Below are 14,449 nucleotides of genomic sequence, written 5' to 3'. Positions count from 1 at the left end.
CCTTATCTTCTCCTTTTAAGTCTTGTGCCGACGAATACCGCGGCTATGACCGAGCATCCCAACGCGAAGAGGTCACCATACATCGTATAAAACGTAAGCGCGCCCTGGCGCATGCGCACCTCATCGACTATCATCGTCCTCTCGAAAAGCCCGGTCTTTTTTCTTACCCTGCCGTTCGGGTCTATCACGGCGCTTATGCCGGTATTGGCCGCGCGCACCAGGAATGACTTGTTCTCAACGGCCCTGAAAACAGACATCTGAAAATGCTGGTACGGTGCTGAGGTATATCCGAACCACGCGTCATTAGTAAGGTTGGCGAGCACCGTGGCCCCGCCTCTTACGTGACCGCGAGATATCTCCGGGAAGATGGACTCGAAACATACGAGCGTCCCGATGCCGCCCCCCTCGAAAGGGATGGGCACGGGCCCCGAGCCTTCGTCAAAGTCCCCTATTCCAGCGGTAAGCTTCTCAAAAGGCAGCATGCCCCGAAGCGGCACATACTCGCCGAAAGGCACCAGGTGAAACTTGTCGTACTTGCCGACCGTATCTCCCAGGGGGTTGAGGAGATACGCGCTATTGAAATACCTGGCCTCGTTCGAGACCGGATTATAAGTATAAGAGGGGCTCCCGGTCAATATATATGAACCTGACTTTCTCGCTATCTCGCCAACGGGGCCATCCTTGACCTTGCCAGGTTCATAATAGAAGGGTATCGCCGTCTCAGGCCATATGACAAGCCTGGCCATGGCATCCGATGCCTCAGCGGTCAAGGCAGTATAGATGTCGATAGTGCTATCCTGGTATCGCCCGTCCCATTTCACGGCCTGGTCTATCGAGCCCTGCGCGACCCCGACCTTTATACCGCTCCACCTCTCGACATCCCTGTCGACGGCCTTCATTCTGACGAAGCCGTAAGAGGCGATCGTCGCGACCAGGGCGGCGGCGATGGCCAGGGGCAGCACAGGGGCCCTGCCCTCCCTGCGGAGAAGATAGGAGGCGGCAAAGGACGCGGCCGTATTGAAAGCGATAACCGCGAAGGATACGCCCCATACCCCGGTCGTGTCCGCCACCTGGATAAGGGGCAGATAATCAGATTGCGTATAGCCCACAAGCACCCATGGGAATCCTGTGAGCAGATAGCCCCGCATGTATTCGAGCGCCACCCATACAGCCGGGGCTATGAGAAGCTTGGCGGTCCTCTCCATCGGAGAGGCAAGGGTGTAGACAAGGCCGAATACGCCCCAATAGAGGCTCAGGTAGATCACGAGCAGGAGCATCACGGCGATGCTCGCGTACACAGGCACCCCTCCGTAGTTGCTCATCGAATGCACTACCCAGTAGACCGCGCCAAGGGAGAAGGCGGCCCCGGAGGCTATTCCGAGAAGGAAGCCCTTGAGCTTTCCCTGCCCTTCGAGGGCCAGAATGAGCGGGATGAAGGTAAACCACGCCAGGGCCCCCAGCCCAAAAGGCGGGAAGGCGAAGACAAGCGATATGCCTGATATCAGCGCGAGGGCAAGCGGTCTCATTTCAGCGTCAGGAAGAATATGCGGAAGACAAAAAAGGTAAGTCCGAAACCGAGGAGCCCGCCGAGGAATATCTCAAGCCGGGTATGTATGCCGCCCAGGAGCCTTGAGTGGCTCACCATGACGGCAAGCGCGAAAGAGAGCATGACAACGAGGGGGTCGAGGCTCAGAAGGCTTATGCTCGTAAATATCGAGAAGGCCACAGCAGCGTGTCCGCTCGGCATGCCGCCGTGAAGGGGCCTGCCCCTGCCTATAGTCGCCTTGAAGGTGACGACCGCGATAAGGACGAGGAGGAGCGAGATGATCGCGATGTGGCCTGAGAGCGTCCTGGCCTCTCTCAGGGCAACGCCCATCGGCTCATAGATATACTTGTTAAATATCATGTATAGCATGAGGGCCACGCCCACCGATGCTATAAGGACAGCCCCTGCCGATACGTCTTTCGCGTTCTTGGCAATCATATTATGCTTCTCCTCGACGAGGTTAACGGCCTCTTCCACGGCCGTGTTCATCATCTCAGCGAAAAGGAGTATTATAATCGACATCGCGAAAAGAACGAACTCGACCATCGGGAGTTCGAGAAAGAGGCTTAGAAGGAGCGCGGCGGCGGCGATCACGTAATGGTATCTTATGTGCCGCTGCGTCTTGAAGGCGTAGATAACGCCCTCAATGGCGTAGTTCAGGCTTTCGAACCAGTTCCTCGGTTTTCTTACTTCTCCGTTCTCCATGCTACCTTTTTAGCCCAGGAAGCCCGCGTAATAAAGCAGCGACACCGACGAGGCCATCATGAGCGCTATGACCGCGGCAGCCTCAAGGCGCCGAAGTTTGTGGACGCTCTCCAGGACGACGACGTTCACCGGTATGCTCCAGACGCTCAAGTAGGTGCCTACAACTGGTATGGCCTGTGTCCAGCTTACGATAGAGGCCAGGGCCGCGGCCCTGTAATACGACTGGAAGGAGGCCTTGCCCCCGAAGAGCCTCGCGACCGTATGGAAGACCGCGATAAAAAGCGAGAAAAGGAGCACATTGAGCACCGGGGCGAAAATGAAGAGGAAGAGGGCCTCAATGGGCGACCCGGCGCCACCCTGCAATACCGCTCCTATGGCGACGGCCAGGCCGCCTATGGCCAGTACCGCTATGCCCGGTAGAAGGGCCGCTTCATCAGAGGCGGCTTCACTGGCCGCCTCCCCTTTAAGCTTTACTATCTCAAACGCCTTTATTAGGTACTTCCTGAAATCACTCCGGATCGACATCCCTTTCAGACCAACCCCTTTTCCTTTAAGAGCCCAAGAAGCGCCTTTTCGCTCTCTTTCATTTTACTGGCCTGACGCCCGCCCTTTACATGGTCGTGGCCCAGCAGGTGCAATATCCCGTGCACCATGAGCCTGGCAAGCTCCTCGCCCTCGCTTACGCCGAATTCGACCGCCTGCGCCCTTGCCCTCTCCATCGATATCACGACGTCGCCCAGCATATAGGGGTCGCCCATGGGGAAGCTCAATACGTCAGTGGGTTTGTCCTTGCCCCTGTACTCGCTGTTTAGTTCCCTTATCCCCTTATCATCGGTAAGGAGCACTGAGAGCTCGCAGTCGTCAAACCCCAAGCCTTCTAAGGCGGCCTCTGCCATCTTTTTTATCGCTATCCGACCCTTTTTTCCCTGGACCAGGACCTTCAAAATCCTTCTCCTTCAGTATATCTACCGTCTCCGGATACTCTATCCTCTGATGGTACATCCCGGCGAATACACGGTTGAAGCTCCTTGTAATGGCGTGCAGGTCCTTGAGCGTAAGCTCGCACTCGTCAAGCTGGCCGTCCGAGAATATCTTGTTTACTATCTTCTGAGTAAGCCACTGTACCCTGTCTGGGGTAGGATCTGGCAGCGTCTTGCTCGCCGCCTCGATGGCGTCCGCGAGCATTACGATGCCCGCCTCCTTTGTCTGCGGCTTGGGTCCCGGGTAGCGGTAATCTCCCTCCCGCACCTCAAGTTCCCCTTCCTCGGCCTTTGCCTTCCGATAAAAATAGGTAATAAGGGCGGTGCCATGGTGATGGCCCACTATGTCGGTTATCTCCGAGCCCAGCCTGTACCTCCGGGCAAGCTCCACCCCTTCCTTCACGTGGCTGGAGAGTATGAGGGAGCTCATCGAGGGGCTTAGCTTGTCATGCCTGTTCTCGCCGGAGGTATTCTCGATGAAGTACTGCGGCATCCTCACCTTGCCGATATCGTGGTAATACGCGCCGACGCGGGCAAGCAGCGGGTTCGCGTTTATGGATTCCGCGGCAGCCTCGGCCAGGGTGCCTATGACGAGCGAATGGTGGTAGGTGCCCGGCGCCTTTATGGCCAGCTCTTTTAAAAGCGGGTGCTCCATCCTGGAGAGCTCAAGGAGCCTGATATCGGTAGTGTACTGGAAGAGCACCTCAAGGACCGGTGCCAGCCCTATGGCGAGTATCGAAGCGATGACACCGTTGAGCACCCCGGTTGCCGCGAGCTGGAATGCCGAGTCCAGAAGAGTGCCCTTCAAGGAAAATACGCAGAGGAGCACAGCCGCGTTAACCGCCCCGAGCAGCAATCCGGCCTTGATCACAATAGACCTGTGGGTGCAGTGTCTTACCCCAGCCGCGCCAGCCATTCCGCCGGCTAGCGCAAAGGCCGCCATATCAAGGCCCCCGACGAAATAGCCCGCTATGACAGAACTTACGGCGGCGAATACAAAGGCGGTCTCCGAGTTCAGAAGGAGCCGCACCAGCATCGGCCCTACAGCCACAGGCACTATGTACCTGTAAACGGAGGATGACCCGGGGAAGAGGTCGGTCATCACAAGGGCCGCGGTATCTGAAAGATTAAGCAGCACGAGTACGCCGGCGAGGACCGTTCCCATAAGGAGCAGGTCTTTCGGGGACGAGGAGAACTTCCGTATATTCCTCTTGGAGAAGTAATAGCTTGCCGAGATAAGGGCCGCCGTCAGGGCAAAAAAACCGAGCGCCGGAAGACTTGACCTCTCCCGCCTGACCGAGGACTCGATGGCCTTGAGCTTCCTGATCTCGCTCGCTGTTACGACCTGCCCTTCGCGGACGACTATCTCGCCCTTTCTTACGATAACGTCCTGGCCTGCGGCCTCCACCGGGGATTTCACGTCGGTCCTGGCTACCTCGCCGGGGCTGTACTCGTATCCCCTGAACGTGAGGTTAGGGAAATAGAGGACGGTCGCTAGCAGGCCCATGAGAAGCAGCAGCCCCAACTTTCTCGCTGAGTCTCCGAACGGATCCTTTTTCCTTGGAATGGCCTGCTCCTGTGAAGACATCAGGGCTCCTCTACCGCGGACTTTCTTTTCTGCTCTATCCGATCGAAGGCCTTTACTACCTTCTGCACGAGCGGGTGCCGGACCACATCGGTCTCAGAGAACATTATGAAGTCGATGCCCTCCACGTCCTCGAGTATCTTCTGGGCCTCGACAAGTCCGGATGGCTTCGCAAGCGGCAGGTCTATCTGCGTGATATCCCCCGTTATGACGGCCTTTGAGCCGAAGCCGAGCCTGGTGAGGAACATCTTCATCTGCTCTATCGTAGTATTCTGCGCTTCGTCAAGGATGATGAACGAGTCGTTCAAGGTCCTGCCCCTCATGAAGGCGAGAGGGGCGACTTCGATAGCGCCCCTCTCCAGGAACTTTTGCGCCCTGTCGAAATCTATCATGTCGTGGAGCGCGTCATAGAGCGGCCTCAGGTACGGGTCTACCTTTGCCGCGAGGTCACCGGGGAGAAAGCCGAGCTTCTCTCCCGCCTCGACCGCTGGCCTGGTAAGTATTATCCTGTCGACCTCCTTGCTCATAAGGGCCGCTACGGCCATCGCCATGGCAAGGTATGTCTTTCCGGTGCCGGCCGGCCCGATACCAAAAACGATGTCGTGCCCGCGTATGGCGTCTATGTACCTTTTCTGGGCGACGCTCTTGGGGGCTATTACCTTTTTCCTGTACGAGATGTAGACGGTGTCCATGAAGACGTCAGAAAGCTTCACCTCGCTGTTGTTGATCATCATCCTGACGGCATAGTCAAGGTCGTGAGGATAAAGGGGGTAGCCTTTTTCAAGGAGGTCGTAGACGCCGAGTATGAGCTTTTCGGCAAGCAAGGCCTTCTCAGGGGTCCCGTTTATGGTCACGAGCGCGCCCCTGGTGTTTATCTCCACGCCGAGCTTCTTCTCGAAGCGCTTAAGGTTCTCTCCGCCCTCCCCGAAAAGGCGCACGGCGAGGTTATTGTCCCCGAGGGTGACCTGCTTTTTTATCGTCCCGTTTTTCTCTATCGCCATGCTTTTCACTGAGAGGCATGAATAAGTCCATCTGCGTCATTGGCTTCAAAGCGACTCACTGCGGCGTACACTCCAGGTACGCCTCATTCATCAAACGGCGAGAATCGCCTCGCATATGGGGCTTATTTGACTTAAGCAAACTCTGTGTTCTTAAGCGTCCTGTAAGTCAAAGACCCCTCTTGGGAGGGGTCTTTCGTTGTGTTTATAAAGAATCTTCCCACACTTCCGTAAAAATAATAACATAAATCAGATATTTTTGCAATTTCAGGACTCTCAAGAGGCTATCCGTCAGCCAGGCTAAAAAAAAAGCCCCACAAGGGGGCTTTGACGGTATCGGTCAATACAGGCTAAATTGTCGCCATCTTCTCAAGGAGCGCGGCGCTCGGCGCAAAAACAGCGTCCTCGACCGGAGAAAGATCAGAGAACTCCCACCTGCCCGGCTTTCTCCATATCTCCTGCGCAAGCTTGTGGTTGAGAGCGTGACCTGACCTGTAGGCGATAAGCTTACCCATTATAGGCGCGCCCACAAGCGAAATATCTCCCATAAGGTCTAGCACCTTGTGCCTTACAAACTCATCAGGGTACCTTAGCCCGCCTTCATTCAATATCTCGGTATCGCTTATGACTATGGCGTTTTCAAGGGAACCGCCCCTGGCAAGGCCGTTGGCCCTGAGCATCTCCACGTCCTTCAAGAATCCGAAGGTACGGGCGCTGCCCAGCTCTTTCCTGAAGACATCCTTCGAAAAAGGCCTTGAGAAGGACTGCTTGGCAAGGAACGGGTGCGAGAAGTCGATAGCGTAATTTATCGAGAGACCGGCTTCTTCAGAGGGCATGAGGAAGATGTACTTGTCATCCTCGACCACCTTGATGGGCTTCTTTATTACCATATAACGCCTCGGGGTAGAAAGCGTTACGAGCCCCGCGGACTCAACCATGCCGACAAACTCGGCGGCACTGCCGTCCATTATGGGGACCTCCGGGCCGTTGAGTTCCACGATGGCGTTATCAACGCCCATACCGTAGAAGGCGGCCATGAGGTGCTCTATAGTGGAAACAGTCGCGCCCCTTGAGCCTAACGAGGTCGCATAGCTTGTGGAAGTAACATTAGACGAGACGGCCCTTATGGCAGAAGAGCCGGGAAGGTCGCGTCTGAAAAAGGTTATACCGGTATCCCCGCATGAAGGAAGGATCCTTACACTGACCTCGCAACCGGTGTGAAGCCCTACGCCAGAGAACTCTATAACGTTCCTTAAAGTCTGCTGCATCATCATTACTTCTGTATGTAGCAATAAACATGCCATAAAAAATCCTCTGATATTTCAAATGATTTAAAAAATGACTTCGGCGAAGGTGTAGTTTTATTACCACAAAAGAGCGGATTTTCTCTTTTTTACAACACTATCGCCTTGTGAATAGATATATGATGAGAGTCAGTATTATGCTGACAATGACTGAAGTGGCGAGCGGAAAGTAAAAGACGAAATTGTCCCTTTTTATATAGATATCGCCGGGCAGCTTCCCAAGAAAAGGGACCCTTGGACCATAGGCGACAAGAAGGCCGATGATGATAAGTGCTACCCCTATTATTATGAAAGCTTTTCCCAGGCCCGGCATCGCGTCAACCTTATTGGTAAAGTATAGGCGCGTAGACCCGGAGTGTCAATCAGAAGTGGAAGGTCAAGGGGTTTTAAAGCGACTACGACCCAACGCTCAGAGCCCGAGCCTGCCAAGCTCGCAAGACAATTCCTTGACGCACTCTGCCGCCTCCTCGCTTGAGCCCTCCTCCAGACCGGCGAGAACCGACTGGAGGCCATTCCTCAACATATGCTGCAGGTAATGCCTCGCGTTGAGAGAAATAGACTTTATTTCCACGATCGCGCTCTTCTCATCGATCATGGCCAGTACTCGAAGTGGTTGGCGTCCCAGCCGGTCTTCACGTCATAGTCGCAGGCCCTTACCCCGAACCTGCCTCCCCAGTTGCCGCCCAAGGCCTCCCACTTTTCACCAAGGGCCCTGTAAGCCTCTCCATTGGTTATATAATCCCCGTCTTTGAAGAGGTTGAAATCAATGGCAAGCCTGTCCCTGTGGCGCGAGGCCATTGTCTTGCTCCTGCCTTCCCGCACGTATACTCTCTGCTGCTCCTCTGTCCTGTACGCCTCTCCAAATGTAAGCTCGAAACCGCTGTCGTAAGCGAAGCGTATAAGCTCTGCTACCAGTTGCGGGAACCTGCGCTGCTTCTCTGAAAGCTCCAAGTACGGCCTCCTTATCTGAATGTCAGGTGCCCGGCGATGTAAACATATACATCCTTGAGCACCCATAGCATGACCGCGCCGCATATCCATAAAAAAGCCCTTACAGCGTTCCTCTTGGTCCGAAGCAGGTCTTTTACAGCCTCCTGCTCCGCGGGCGTGAACCCGCACGCCCCGAACCTTGCCGAGAGCTTTTGGGCCACCAGCTCTGCCAGCTCCTCTGCCGGTTTATTCTCCCGCGCCTCCATCGGTTATCCTTTCCGTTTAAGCCCTCTCACGGCTATCCCGTAGTAGACCGCTTCCTCGTCGAGGTCGACGAGGAAGTTCTCGATTATATACTTTGTCCTGTCCATGCTCACAACGACAGGCATGCCGGCCTCATCCAGTTGAGCCTTCGGCGCGCTCGCCCCTTCTATTTCCATCGCCGTGATGGTATCGAAGTTTAGCCTGGCGTGAGCAAGCCCTTGCGGCACGCCATCAAACCTCAGCATAGGCCTGCCCGGCTCCGCTGGCAGGGTATCCGCGCAGTAACATGCCTTTATATCCCCGGTAGCGTCATGGAGCACCTCAGCGTACATACTTCCTCCTTTAATTCGTGTGATAGTCCCAGTAGACATAAAAAATCTCGTTGCTGCCGGCCTGAGCCCTGGCGGTCACCTCATAGAGATCTGAAGCGCCTCCGGTATAAGACGGATGCGTATCGCAGAAGAGCTGGATCGCGTAATTACCAGTGGGCTTATAGAGGCCGGGCATATGTGAGTACCTGCTTATGGAGATATAGAAATCACCGCCTGTAGAGGCTGAAAAACTGCCACGCGCCATCTTGAGCTTGGCCACCGTCACGACCGAGTCGGCCAGGAGGACGCTTTTGCTGTTTATGCCGTCGTGGTCGTGGTCCTTTGCAGGCGAGAAGCTTTCTCCCAGCCATTCCTTCATGTGCGTAAGGTTCTGCCTTATGCCCTCCATCAGGGTAGTGTCTATGGGGCTGTCCGCGTCGGTCTGAGACGCGGCGATATCGTTCCATTGGTATGTCGGCTCTGCCATGTCCTCTCCTTACCAGATATAATATCCGTCCTCTTCCCCTGTAGAATTGCCAACGCCACCCACAAAACCATAGGCCCTCTGCCGTGCGGTTGCGGAAGGATGATCCGGCAACCCCGGTGGAGCGACAAATCCATACCTCCTCAGCATCCTTGTCTCTATCGCCTCGACTGAGACCTTATGGGTAGAAAAATCCGGCCTTACGCTCGTGAGCATGAGCCTGTTCTTCTCCCAGCCGTCATAGCCCAGGGTACAGGCCTCTTCAGTAGTCAAGTCCTTAAGGTCGGCGGGTTTTATGAACAGGCCCTGGAATGCCATATTGTTGATATCGATATCGAGGCTCGCTGTAGCAACCGGGTCCCGGTACCTGTTGAGCAACTTGGACGCTATCGCCGTCGCCTGCCCCTCCCCTTCTTTTCGCGAGATCAAGACCGTATCCGCGGAATCACCAGCTGGAAGCTCCTGCGAAGTGACGATCACCCTTACGTACTTGTTCCTGTCCGCATCAAAGACCTGGTACCTGCCCTCCTTCGATAGCTTCACAGGCTCTCCGGCAAGCCCCCCTGGCGCGGTCCATGTCAATGACATGGAAGATATCTCAAAGGAGAGCGTGCCTTCCCCGGCCCCGTTTGCCCTTGAGACGTGGTACACCTTGACCCCGGTTATATTCGATGTGTCCGTGAAGGCGGTGGAGCGCATCCACCTGCTCTTGATGACCCTGGTGCTCGCCTCATCCCACTCGGCCGGCGCCTGGGAGGAAGGGTCGACGGCTATTATCACCGACTCGAAGCTCTCCTCATCTTCTCCGCCTGACTCGTCATAATCGAAATAGACCACAACGCGGTTATAAAAGTTATCCCTGCATCCGCTCTTCAGGCTGAAGGAATTACCAAGGATGGTCTTGTCCGTCCACTCCTCAACGTCTTCCCATGGCGCTGGCGGGGCAAAGACCTTGAAAGAGATCTTCTCGCCGTCATGGACGATAAAGGAATTGGTCTCAACCTGCAGCTCGTTAAGATACTGGTTGGCCTCTTCAGGCTCGGTCAATACTCTTTCAAACCGGCAGCCGGCGAGCCACGTATCCCTTTCCAGACAAAAACTTTCAAGATCGACGACGGCAGGCGGGATACCGAGCCTGTCAAGAAGGATATCCACCATTATGTCAACGGGGTTCATGCCCCTGTAGTCTATATACTGCGTCTTGGAAGCGTTCTCTTCAGGGATCTTCGCGGAAGCGTCCTTGAGATCGTCCGCGATGACTACGGTCAGGTCATCGCCTTTTCTCGACCAGTCGAGTATCTTTCCCGTGAAGGTCGCGGCGTAGTCAGGCCACGCGAACCCAGGCGAGAGGAAGCCGTCCCGCCTTACAGCCCGCCTGTTCTTAAGGTGCTCGCCCGAGACGAGTTTTCTGAAGTTTTCCCTGCCTGATATGACAATGGAAAGCTGCCCTCTCGTGGAGAAGCCTGACTTCGGGTCGAGCTTGTTCTGGAGAGAAGAGACCGATTTAAGCGCAGGGACCACGCCAGGCAGCTCATCACTTCCAGCCGCGAAAACGGCGCCATCCGCACCATGGCTCCCGTCTGCCAGGAATCGGACGACGGGGAGCACGTTCCTGCCGTGATATCCGAAGCGTACCGTCCCTCCGTCAAGCTTAAGCTCGATAACGACATTCGGGACGTTCACCCCGTTTTCAAGCTCGCTTACAAACCTGTTGCTTAAACGTATCGCCATCTCCCGCCTTCCTGCAGCCGTTATTCTTTTCTGCCTGTGAGATCGATAGATATGTCTCTGCGAGCCCCGCCGTACTTCAAGGGGTTAGAGAACCTCGGCTCCGGCCTCATGAGAAAGACCTCCTCGGGATGTCCTGCCGGTTCCCACATGACGAAGATGTTCTTCATGCCGCTACTCTCCCACCATTCGCTCACTCGCTCATAAAGTGACGGGTCAGCGTCTTCAAATTTAAGAGAGATCGAGCGTTCGGTGTAGCTGGCGTGCGCCCCTGCAAGGTACCCGCCCTGGCTCAGGTTCACTGCCGCCTTTATCTCCTGCTCATGGGGATCGAATGAGGAGGTCGCGTAATCGAGCTCTGAGGAAAGGCCCCATATGCAGATACCGAGACAGGGCTGGACCGAAGAGTTCTCTATGACGAGCCTCCAGTACCTGAACGGGCCCGGGTTTAAGAACTCCCTTACGAACGACCTGTCCGAAGACGGGGTAAAGGGTGTTAACGCGTCAGTATAGGCCTGCCCGTCACTTGAATATTGTAGCGAGACCATGGCCCCTGAGGAGAAGAGGTTGTGCCCTGACACCGCCAGGTAATCCGCGCCCTCCCCGCCCCCAACGCCCGCGTCATAGATAATGTAGTGCGGCCCGGCAGCTTCCGAGGCCATCCACATGCCGGTCTCCATCATGTTATGGATATTCCCGACGTCGAAGCCTGAAAGGGCCGAACTCGCGGTGAGAGAAGAGCCCTCAGAGCCCAGCATCGTCTTCCAAAAGAACTTTATCTTAGCCCAGGGCGCCATCCGAACTCCTTTAGCTTTCCATCTTCCTGATGCTGAGCGAGATATTCCTGTCGCCTGCATCCTTTATCGCGGGGATAATATTGTCCTCTACTATCTTCTGCCAGTTCTGCTCTGAGAGGGGGTTATATATCTGTACCGTTATGAACTGTGCAGGCCCTCCTTCATCGAGCCTCGTCGGGACCGGATACGCGCTTGGAGAGCCTCCGGAGTACTGCGGGTTGGCCCTGCCGCCGGCGCTTATTGAGGCTGTCGCGCCCCTGGGCTCGGTACTCCTTATCTGCTCTACGCGCGCAAGCCCCGCCGCTATGGCCGCGGCAGCCGCGGCAGCGCCGAGAGCCGGGCCGACCACAGGTATAGGGGCCAGGGCTGCGTAAGCGCCCTGCGCGGCCCTGTATGTCTGTACGACCGTCTCCGCCACGGCAAAGGCCTTCATCGCCTCAAACATGGCCCTGTGCTTGCTGCCTGTCGCTATGAAGAGGTTCTGGAAGGTATTCGACATCATGGCCGAGGCGGCTTCGGCGTACTGAAGCCGCGCAGCCCACGAGACCCTCTCCATCTCCTCTGTCTCCCTGAGGCGACCTTCGGCAAGCGCCCTTTCCTCAACCGCGAACCTTGTCTTCTCGTCTATAAAGAGCCTGTTGCCGGTTTTGAGCCTCTGAAGGCGGGCCTCCTCGTCCGGTTCCTTTTCATCGAAGGGCTTTAACTCCGGGACCTCCTCAATTACCTTCCTGAGTCCGGCAAAGGCCCTGCTTACGCCAGAGACATACCTTTCGGCCGTAGACGAAAAGCCCTCAATGCCCTTCGATGAGTTGAGCCTTTCAAGGCTCTTGCCTGCTTCCTCAAAGGCTGATGAAAACTTCTTCCCGAAACCGTCCAGGGGGCCGGAGAACTCGTCCTTTGCCCTTATCACTACATCCATCGCCTTCTTAGCCATCTCTCTCTCCAGCGAGCCTCGCCCTTTCAGAATTGAAGATCTGCACAGCCTCGACCAGCCAGCATGGCTGGTCAGCCCATTGCCCGGCGTGGTACAGCCGCCCCGTCCCTTCGAGCAGGAATACGAGGCTCACGATTTTAAGCGTCTCCTCGTCGAAGTAGCTTGAAGGGCACTCATAGAGCCTCAAATCACCGAGGCTCATGACCTTGCTGCAACCTTTCCTCTTAAGCTCCCCTGTTATCTCCGGGGTATATTCCACGACAGAGAGCGCTTCACCGGACAGCCCTTTGAAGTTACCGCAGTTCCTGGCCTCCCTGTCGCTTTCACCGCAACAGCCGCATTCGAAGGGGCTCCCGCTGGCTGCTTTGTAAGCCCAGCGGAAGCCCGCGATCAGTTTTTTCTCTGTCCCTCGGTCAGCTTCGAGTTCGATTCCATCGCCCTTATGACCTCTATCACCAGGTCTGTATCGGCGGTATCATAGAACTCACCCGGGTCTGTGACCCTCATCTCGGCTACAAAGTAGCCCTGTATGCCTTCGACGTTTTCAACGAACTGCTTTCTCTGGACCTGGTGCGCGAGTTCAGCTGCCCTGGCCTGGTCAGCCAGCCCCCTTGTCCTGGCGACAAGAAGCCTTGAGTACTCCTGCACCCTGGAATACGGCACAAACTTGAGGCTTACTATGCAGGGGTCCAGGCTCTCCCTGTTGCCGCCGTACTCCGGTATGTAATCGATCACGCTTTCCCTGTCGAAGCTGATTATAGCCATGTAAGCTCCTTTTCTTTATACAGCCTGGGCTGTGTTTCTGAGCATGACGCCAGCCATGTACTTCGTCGTATCAGGGTCATAAAGCCCCTCGTACCTGAGGGTTACCATCGGGTCCTTATCGAGCGAATATTGAGGCTCCCCTCCGGTCCTCAGGAGCTTCGGAAGGTCTATATAAAGGCCGTGGTTATCGCCAGTTCCAGCCTGTGTCCCGGTATCCCAATGGAAGAGGAGGTTTGTTGTGGATGCGCCGGCCATCCAGCTCCTGAACTCGCTTGCCGATGAGAAGCCGTTGGCCGGGTCTTCCCAGTCGATAGAGATCTCAGCCGTTACCATGAACTGCCCCATGCGCGTCTTGTCCGGGTAATCCAGGCCTGAGAGCCTGAGCGCGTCCTCAAAGCCGTTTTCCATCTTTATCGTTACCTTATCGGGGCGCAAGGGTGTTGCCCCGGTTGGCGAGAACCCGGTAAAATCCGGCGCCGTCCCTGTCCTTAAGATGGGGCCCGTATATATGGCGAGGTTATTGTAATCGCACCTCAGGTTCTCCTCAGCGAATACGGGGCTGCCCAGTTCAGCCGTGTCCTCCTCCCGCCTCTGTCCCACAAGCTCCGCCGTGAGCTTAAGCGGATGTCCCGCCTCCTGCGCGAAGCTTAGGCTTTTGACCCTGCCGCCCACGTACGGCCAGTTCCTGACGCTTGCGCCCTCGTTTATATTGAGGTTGAGCGTTATCCCCTTCTGCCCCAGACATTCATCCGAGAACGGGTCAGCCGCCGGGCGCATCATATGATGGTACTGTCCTGTAGCGCCGTTCTGCCCCGACGAGCAGCTACCGAAGAAGTGCTTCAAGAGCGTCCCCATAAGCCCCTTTGACGGTGCTGTCTCGGTGAAGAACGGGACCTCGAGGGCCGCGCTCCATTTACGCGAAAAACGCGTTACGGAGATCTCTCCCAGAGAGGCCTCCTCGCCTCTGAACTCCTTTCGCCTCCTGTCATCGAACTCCGTCTTGGGTATGCCGGGGCTTAAAAGGGGCACGAATCCCACAACCTGGGACTCCTTGGTACCTCTTTCGGCCTCCTCGCCAAGCGCCGCGTATATAGTGTTTCTGGCCATATCTTCTCCTC

19 protein-coding genes are annotated in these 14,449 nt (G+C 55.9%); all 19 read right to left on the bottom strand.

Annotation, left to right across the window (positions count from 1 at the left end):
* Positions 1-2: 2 nt before the first annotated feature.
* The 19 genes from A2V21_310625 to A2V21_310535 all read right to left on the bottom strand — a co-directional run bounded on the left by A2V21_310625 (position 3) and on the right by A2V21_310535 (position 14,438).
* Entirely contained in the window at positions 3-1,526 is a 1,524-nt protein-coding gene (locus A2V21_310625) for an apolipoprotein N-acyltransferase (protein ID OIJ74678.1), read from the bottom strand.
* Entirely contained in the window at positions 1,523-2,251 is a 729-nt protein-coding gene (locus A2V21_310620) for a hypothetical protein (protein ID OIJ74677.1), read from the bottom strand. Before A2V21_310620 ends, A2V21_310625 begins: the two co-directional genes overlap by 4 nt.
* Before the next feature lie 9 nt (positions 2,252-2,260).
* Complete coding sequence (locus A2V21_310615; GenBank protein OIJ74676.1) at positions 2,261-2,776, bottom strand: hypothetical protein; 516 nt, start codon at positions 2,774-2,776, stop codon at positions 2,261-2,263.
* A gap of 5 nt (positions 2,777-2,781) precedes the next feature.
* Complete coding sequence (locus tag A2V21_310610; GenBank protein ID OIJ74675.1) at positions 2,782-3,198, bottom strand: rRNA maturation RNase YbeY; 417 nt, start codon at positions 3,196-3,198, stop codon at positions 2,782-2,784.
* Positions 3,113-4,819 (bottom strand): hypothetical protein, encoded by a 1,707-nt coding sequence (locus A2V21_310605; protein ID OIJ74674.1) that lies wholly within the window; start codon positions 4,817-4,819, stop codon positions 3,113-3,115. Before A2V21_310605 ends, A2V21_310610 begins: the two co-directional genes overlap by 86 nt.
* Positions 4,819-5,817, bottom strand: a complete 999-nt coding sequence (locus tag A2V21_310600) for a phosphate starvation-inducible protein PhoH (GenBank protein OIJ74673.1) — start codon at positions 5,815-5,817, stop codon at positions 4,819-4,821. Before A2V21_310600 ends, A2V21_310605 begins: the two co-directional genes overlap by 1 nt.
* Positions 5,818-6,164: 347 nt before the next feature.
* The gene (locus A2V21_310595; protein ID OIJ74672.1) at positions 6,165-7,088 is read right to left on the bottom strand and encodes a UDP-3-O-[3-hydroxymyristoyl] N-acetylglucosamine deacetylase; all 924 of its coding nucleotides are present in this window, start codon (positions 7,086-7,088) and stop codon (positions 6,165-6,167) included.
* A gap of 127 nt (positions 7,089-7,215) precedes the next feature.
* Entirely contained in the window at positions 7,216-7,431 is a 216-nt protein-coding gene (locus A2V21_310590; protein OIJ74671.1) for a hypothetical protein, read from the bottom strand.
* Between the two features lie 96 nt (positions 7,432-7,527).
* Positions 7,528-7,713, bottom strand: coding sequence for a hypothetical protein (locus A2V21_310585; GenBank protein OIJ74670.1), 186 nt, complete (start codon positions 7,711-7,713; stop codon positions 7,528-7,530).
* On the bottom strand, positions 7,710-8,069 hold the full coding sequence (locus A2V21_310580) for a hypothetical protein (GenBank protein OIJ74669.1): 360 nt from the start codon (positions 8,067-8,069) through the stop codon (positions 7,710-7,712). The genes A2V21_310585 and A2V21_310580 overlap by 4 nt, the downstream gene beginning before the upstream one ends.
* An 11-nt stretch (positions 8,070-8,080) precedes the next feature.
* Positions 8,081-8,314 carry a hypothetical protein gene (locus A2V21_310575; protein ID OIJ74668.1) on the bottom strand — a complete coding sequence of 78 codons (234 nt, stop codon included), beginning with the start codon at positions 8,312-8,314 and terminating at the stop codon, positions 8,081-8,083.
* A 3-nt stretch (positions 8,315-8,317) separates the two neighbouring features.
* The gene (locus tag A2V21_310570) at positions 8,318-8,644 is read right to left on the bottom strand and encodes a hypothetical protein (protein OIJ74667.1); all 327 of its coding nucleotides are present in this window, start codon (positions 8,642-8,644) and stop codon (positions 8,318-8,320) included.
* 10 nt (positions 8,645-8,654) lie between these two features.
* The gene (locus tag A2V21_310565) at positions 8,655-9,110 is read right to left on the bottom strand and encodes a hypothetical protein (protein OIJ74666.1); all 456 of its coding nucleotides are present in this window, start codon (positions 9,108-9,110) and stop codon (positions 8,655-8,657) included.
* 9 nt (positions 9,111-9,119) lie between these two features.
* Complete coding sequence (locus A2V21_310560; GenBank protein ID OIJ74665.1) at positions 9,120-10,838, bottom strand: hypothetical protein; 1,719 nt, start codon at positions 10,836-10,838, stop codon at positions 9,120-9,122.
* 20 nt (positions 10,839-10,858) lie between these two features.
* Entirely contained in the window at positions 10,859-11,632 is a 774-nt protein-coding gene (locus A2V21_310555; protein OIJ74664.1) for a hypothetical protein, read from the bottom strand.
* 10 nt (positions 11,633-11,642) lie between these two features.
* Positions 11,643-12,566: a hypothetical protein gene (locus tag A2V21_310550; protein OIJ74663.1), complete on the bottom strand. Its 924-nt coding sequence runs from the start codon at positions 12,564-12,566 to the stop codon at positions 11,643-11,645.
* Positions 12,559-12,825 (bottom strand): hypothetical protein, encoded by a 267-nt coding sequence (locus A2V21_310545; GenBank protein OIJ74662.1) that lies wholly within the window; start codon positions 12,823-12,825, stop codon positions 12,559-12,561. Before A2V21_310545 ends, A2V21_310550 begins: the two co-directional genes overlap by 8 nt.
* Positions 12,826-12,956: 131 nt before the next feature.
* Positions 12,957-13,331 carry a hypothetical protein gene (locus tag A2V21_310540; GenBank protein OIJ74661.1) on the bottom strand — a complete coding sequence of 125 codons (375 nt, stop codon included), beginning with the start codon at positions 13,329-13,331 and terminating at the stop codon, positions 12,957-12,959.
* Positions 13,332-13,346: 15 nt separating this feature from the next.
* Positions 13,347-14,438, bottom strand: a complete 1,092-nt coding sequence (locus A2V21_310535; GenBank protein OIJ74660.1) for a hypothetical protein — start codon at positions 14,436-14,438, stop codon at positions 13,347-13,349.
* Positions 14,439-14,449: the final 11 nt, after the last annotated feature.

The sequence above is a fragment of the Deltaproteobacteria bacterium GWC2_55_46 genome, assembly GCA_001595385.3.
In the GTDB taxonomy this organism is placed as follows: Bacteria; Desulfobacterota; GWC2-55-46; order GWC2-55-46; family GWC2-55-46; genus UBA5799.
Note: the sequence above shows the minus strand (reverse complement) of the source record. Positions and strands in the feature narration are given on the sequence as shown.

Bases quoted from the DNA above. Each gene is read 5' to 3' on its own strand.
- A2V21_310600 (OIJ74673.1), bottom strand. From the start codon at position 5,817: ATGGCGATAGAGAAAAACGGGACGATAAAAAAGCAGGTCACCCTCGGG.
- A2V21_310625 (OIJ74678.1), bottom strand. From the start codon at position 1,526: ATGAGACCGCTTGCCCTCGCGCTGATATCAGGCATATCGCTTGTCTTC.
- A2V21_310585 (OIJ74670.1), bottom strand. From the start codon at position 7,713: ATGATCGATGAGAAGAGCGCGATCGTGGAAATAAAGTCTATTTCTCTC.
- A2V21_310575 (OIJ74668.1), bottom strand. From the start codon at position 8,314: ATGGAGGCGCGGGAGAATAAACCGGCAGAGGAGCTGGCAGAGCTGGTG.
- A2V21_310560 (OIJ74665.1), bottom strand. From the start codon at position 10,838: ATGGCGATACGTTTAAGCAACAGGTTTGTAAGCGAGCTTGAAAACGGG.
- A2V21_310555 (OIJ74664.1), bottom strand. From the start codon at position 11,632: ATGGCGCCCTGGGCTAAGATAAAGTTCTTTTGGAAGACGATGCTGGGC.
- A2V21_310550 (OIJ74663.1), bottom strand. From the start codon at position 12,566: ATGGCTAAGAAGGCGATGGATGTAGTGATAAGGGCAAAGGACGAGTTC.
- A2V21_310595 (OIJ74672.1), bottom strand. From the start codon at position 7,088: ATGATGATGCAGCAGACTTTAAGGAACGTTATAGAGTTCTCTGGCGTA.
- A2V21_310605 (OIJ74674.1), bottom strand. From the start codon at position 4,819: ATGTCTTCACAGGAGCAGGCCATTCCAAGGAAAAAGGATCCGTTCGGA.
- A2V21_310570 (OIJ74667.1), bottom strand. From the start codon at position 8,644: ATGTACGCTGAGGTGCTCCATGACGCTACCGGGGATATAAAGGCATGT.
- A2V21_310540 (OIJ74661.1), bottom strand. From the start codon at position 13,331: ATGGCTATAATCAGCTTCGACAGGGAAAGCGTGATCGATTACATACCG.
- A2V21_310565 (OIJ74666.1), bottom strand. From the start codon at position 9,110: ATGGCAGAGCCGACATACCAATGGAACGATATCGCCGCGTCTCAGACC.
- A2V21_310535 (OIJ74660.1), bottom strand. From the start codon at position 14,438: ATGGCCAGAAACACTATATACGCGGCGCTTGGCGAGGAGGCCGAAAGA.
- A2V21_310615 (OIJ74676.1), bottom strand. From the start codon at position 2,776: ATGTCGATCCGGAGTGATTTCAGGAAGTACCTAATAAAGGCGTTTGAG.
- A2V21_310620 (OIJ74677.1), bottom strand. From the start codon at position 2,251: ATGGAGAACGGAGAAGTAAGAAAACCGAGGAACTGGTTCGAAAGCCTG.
- A2V21_310590 (OIJ74671.1), bottom strand. From the start codon at position 7,431: ATGCCGGGCCTGGGAAAAGCTTTCATAATAATAGGGGTAGCACTTATC.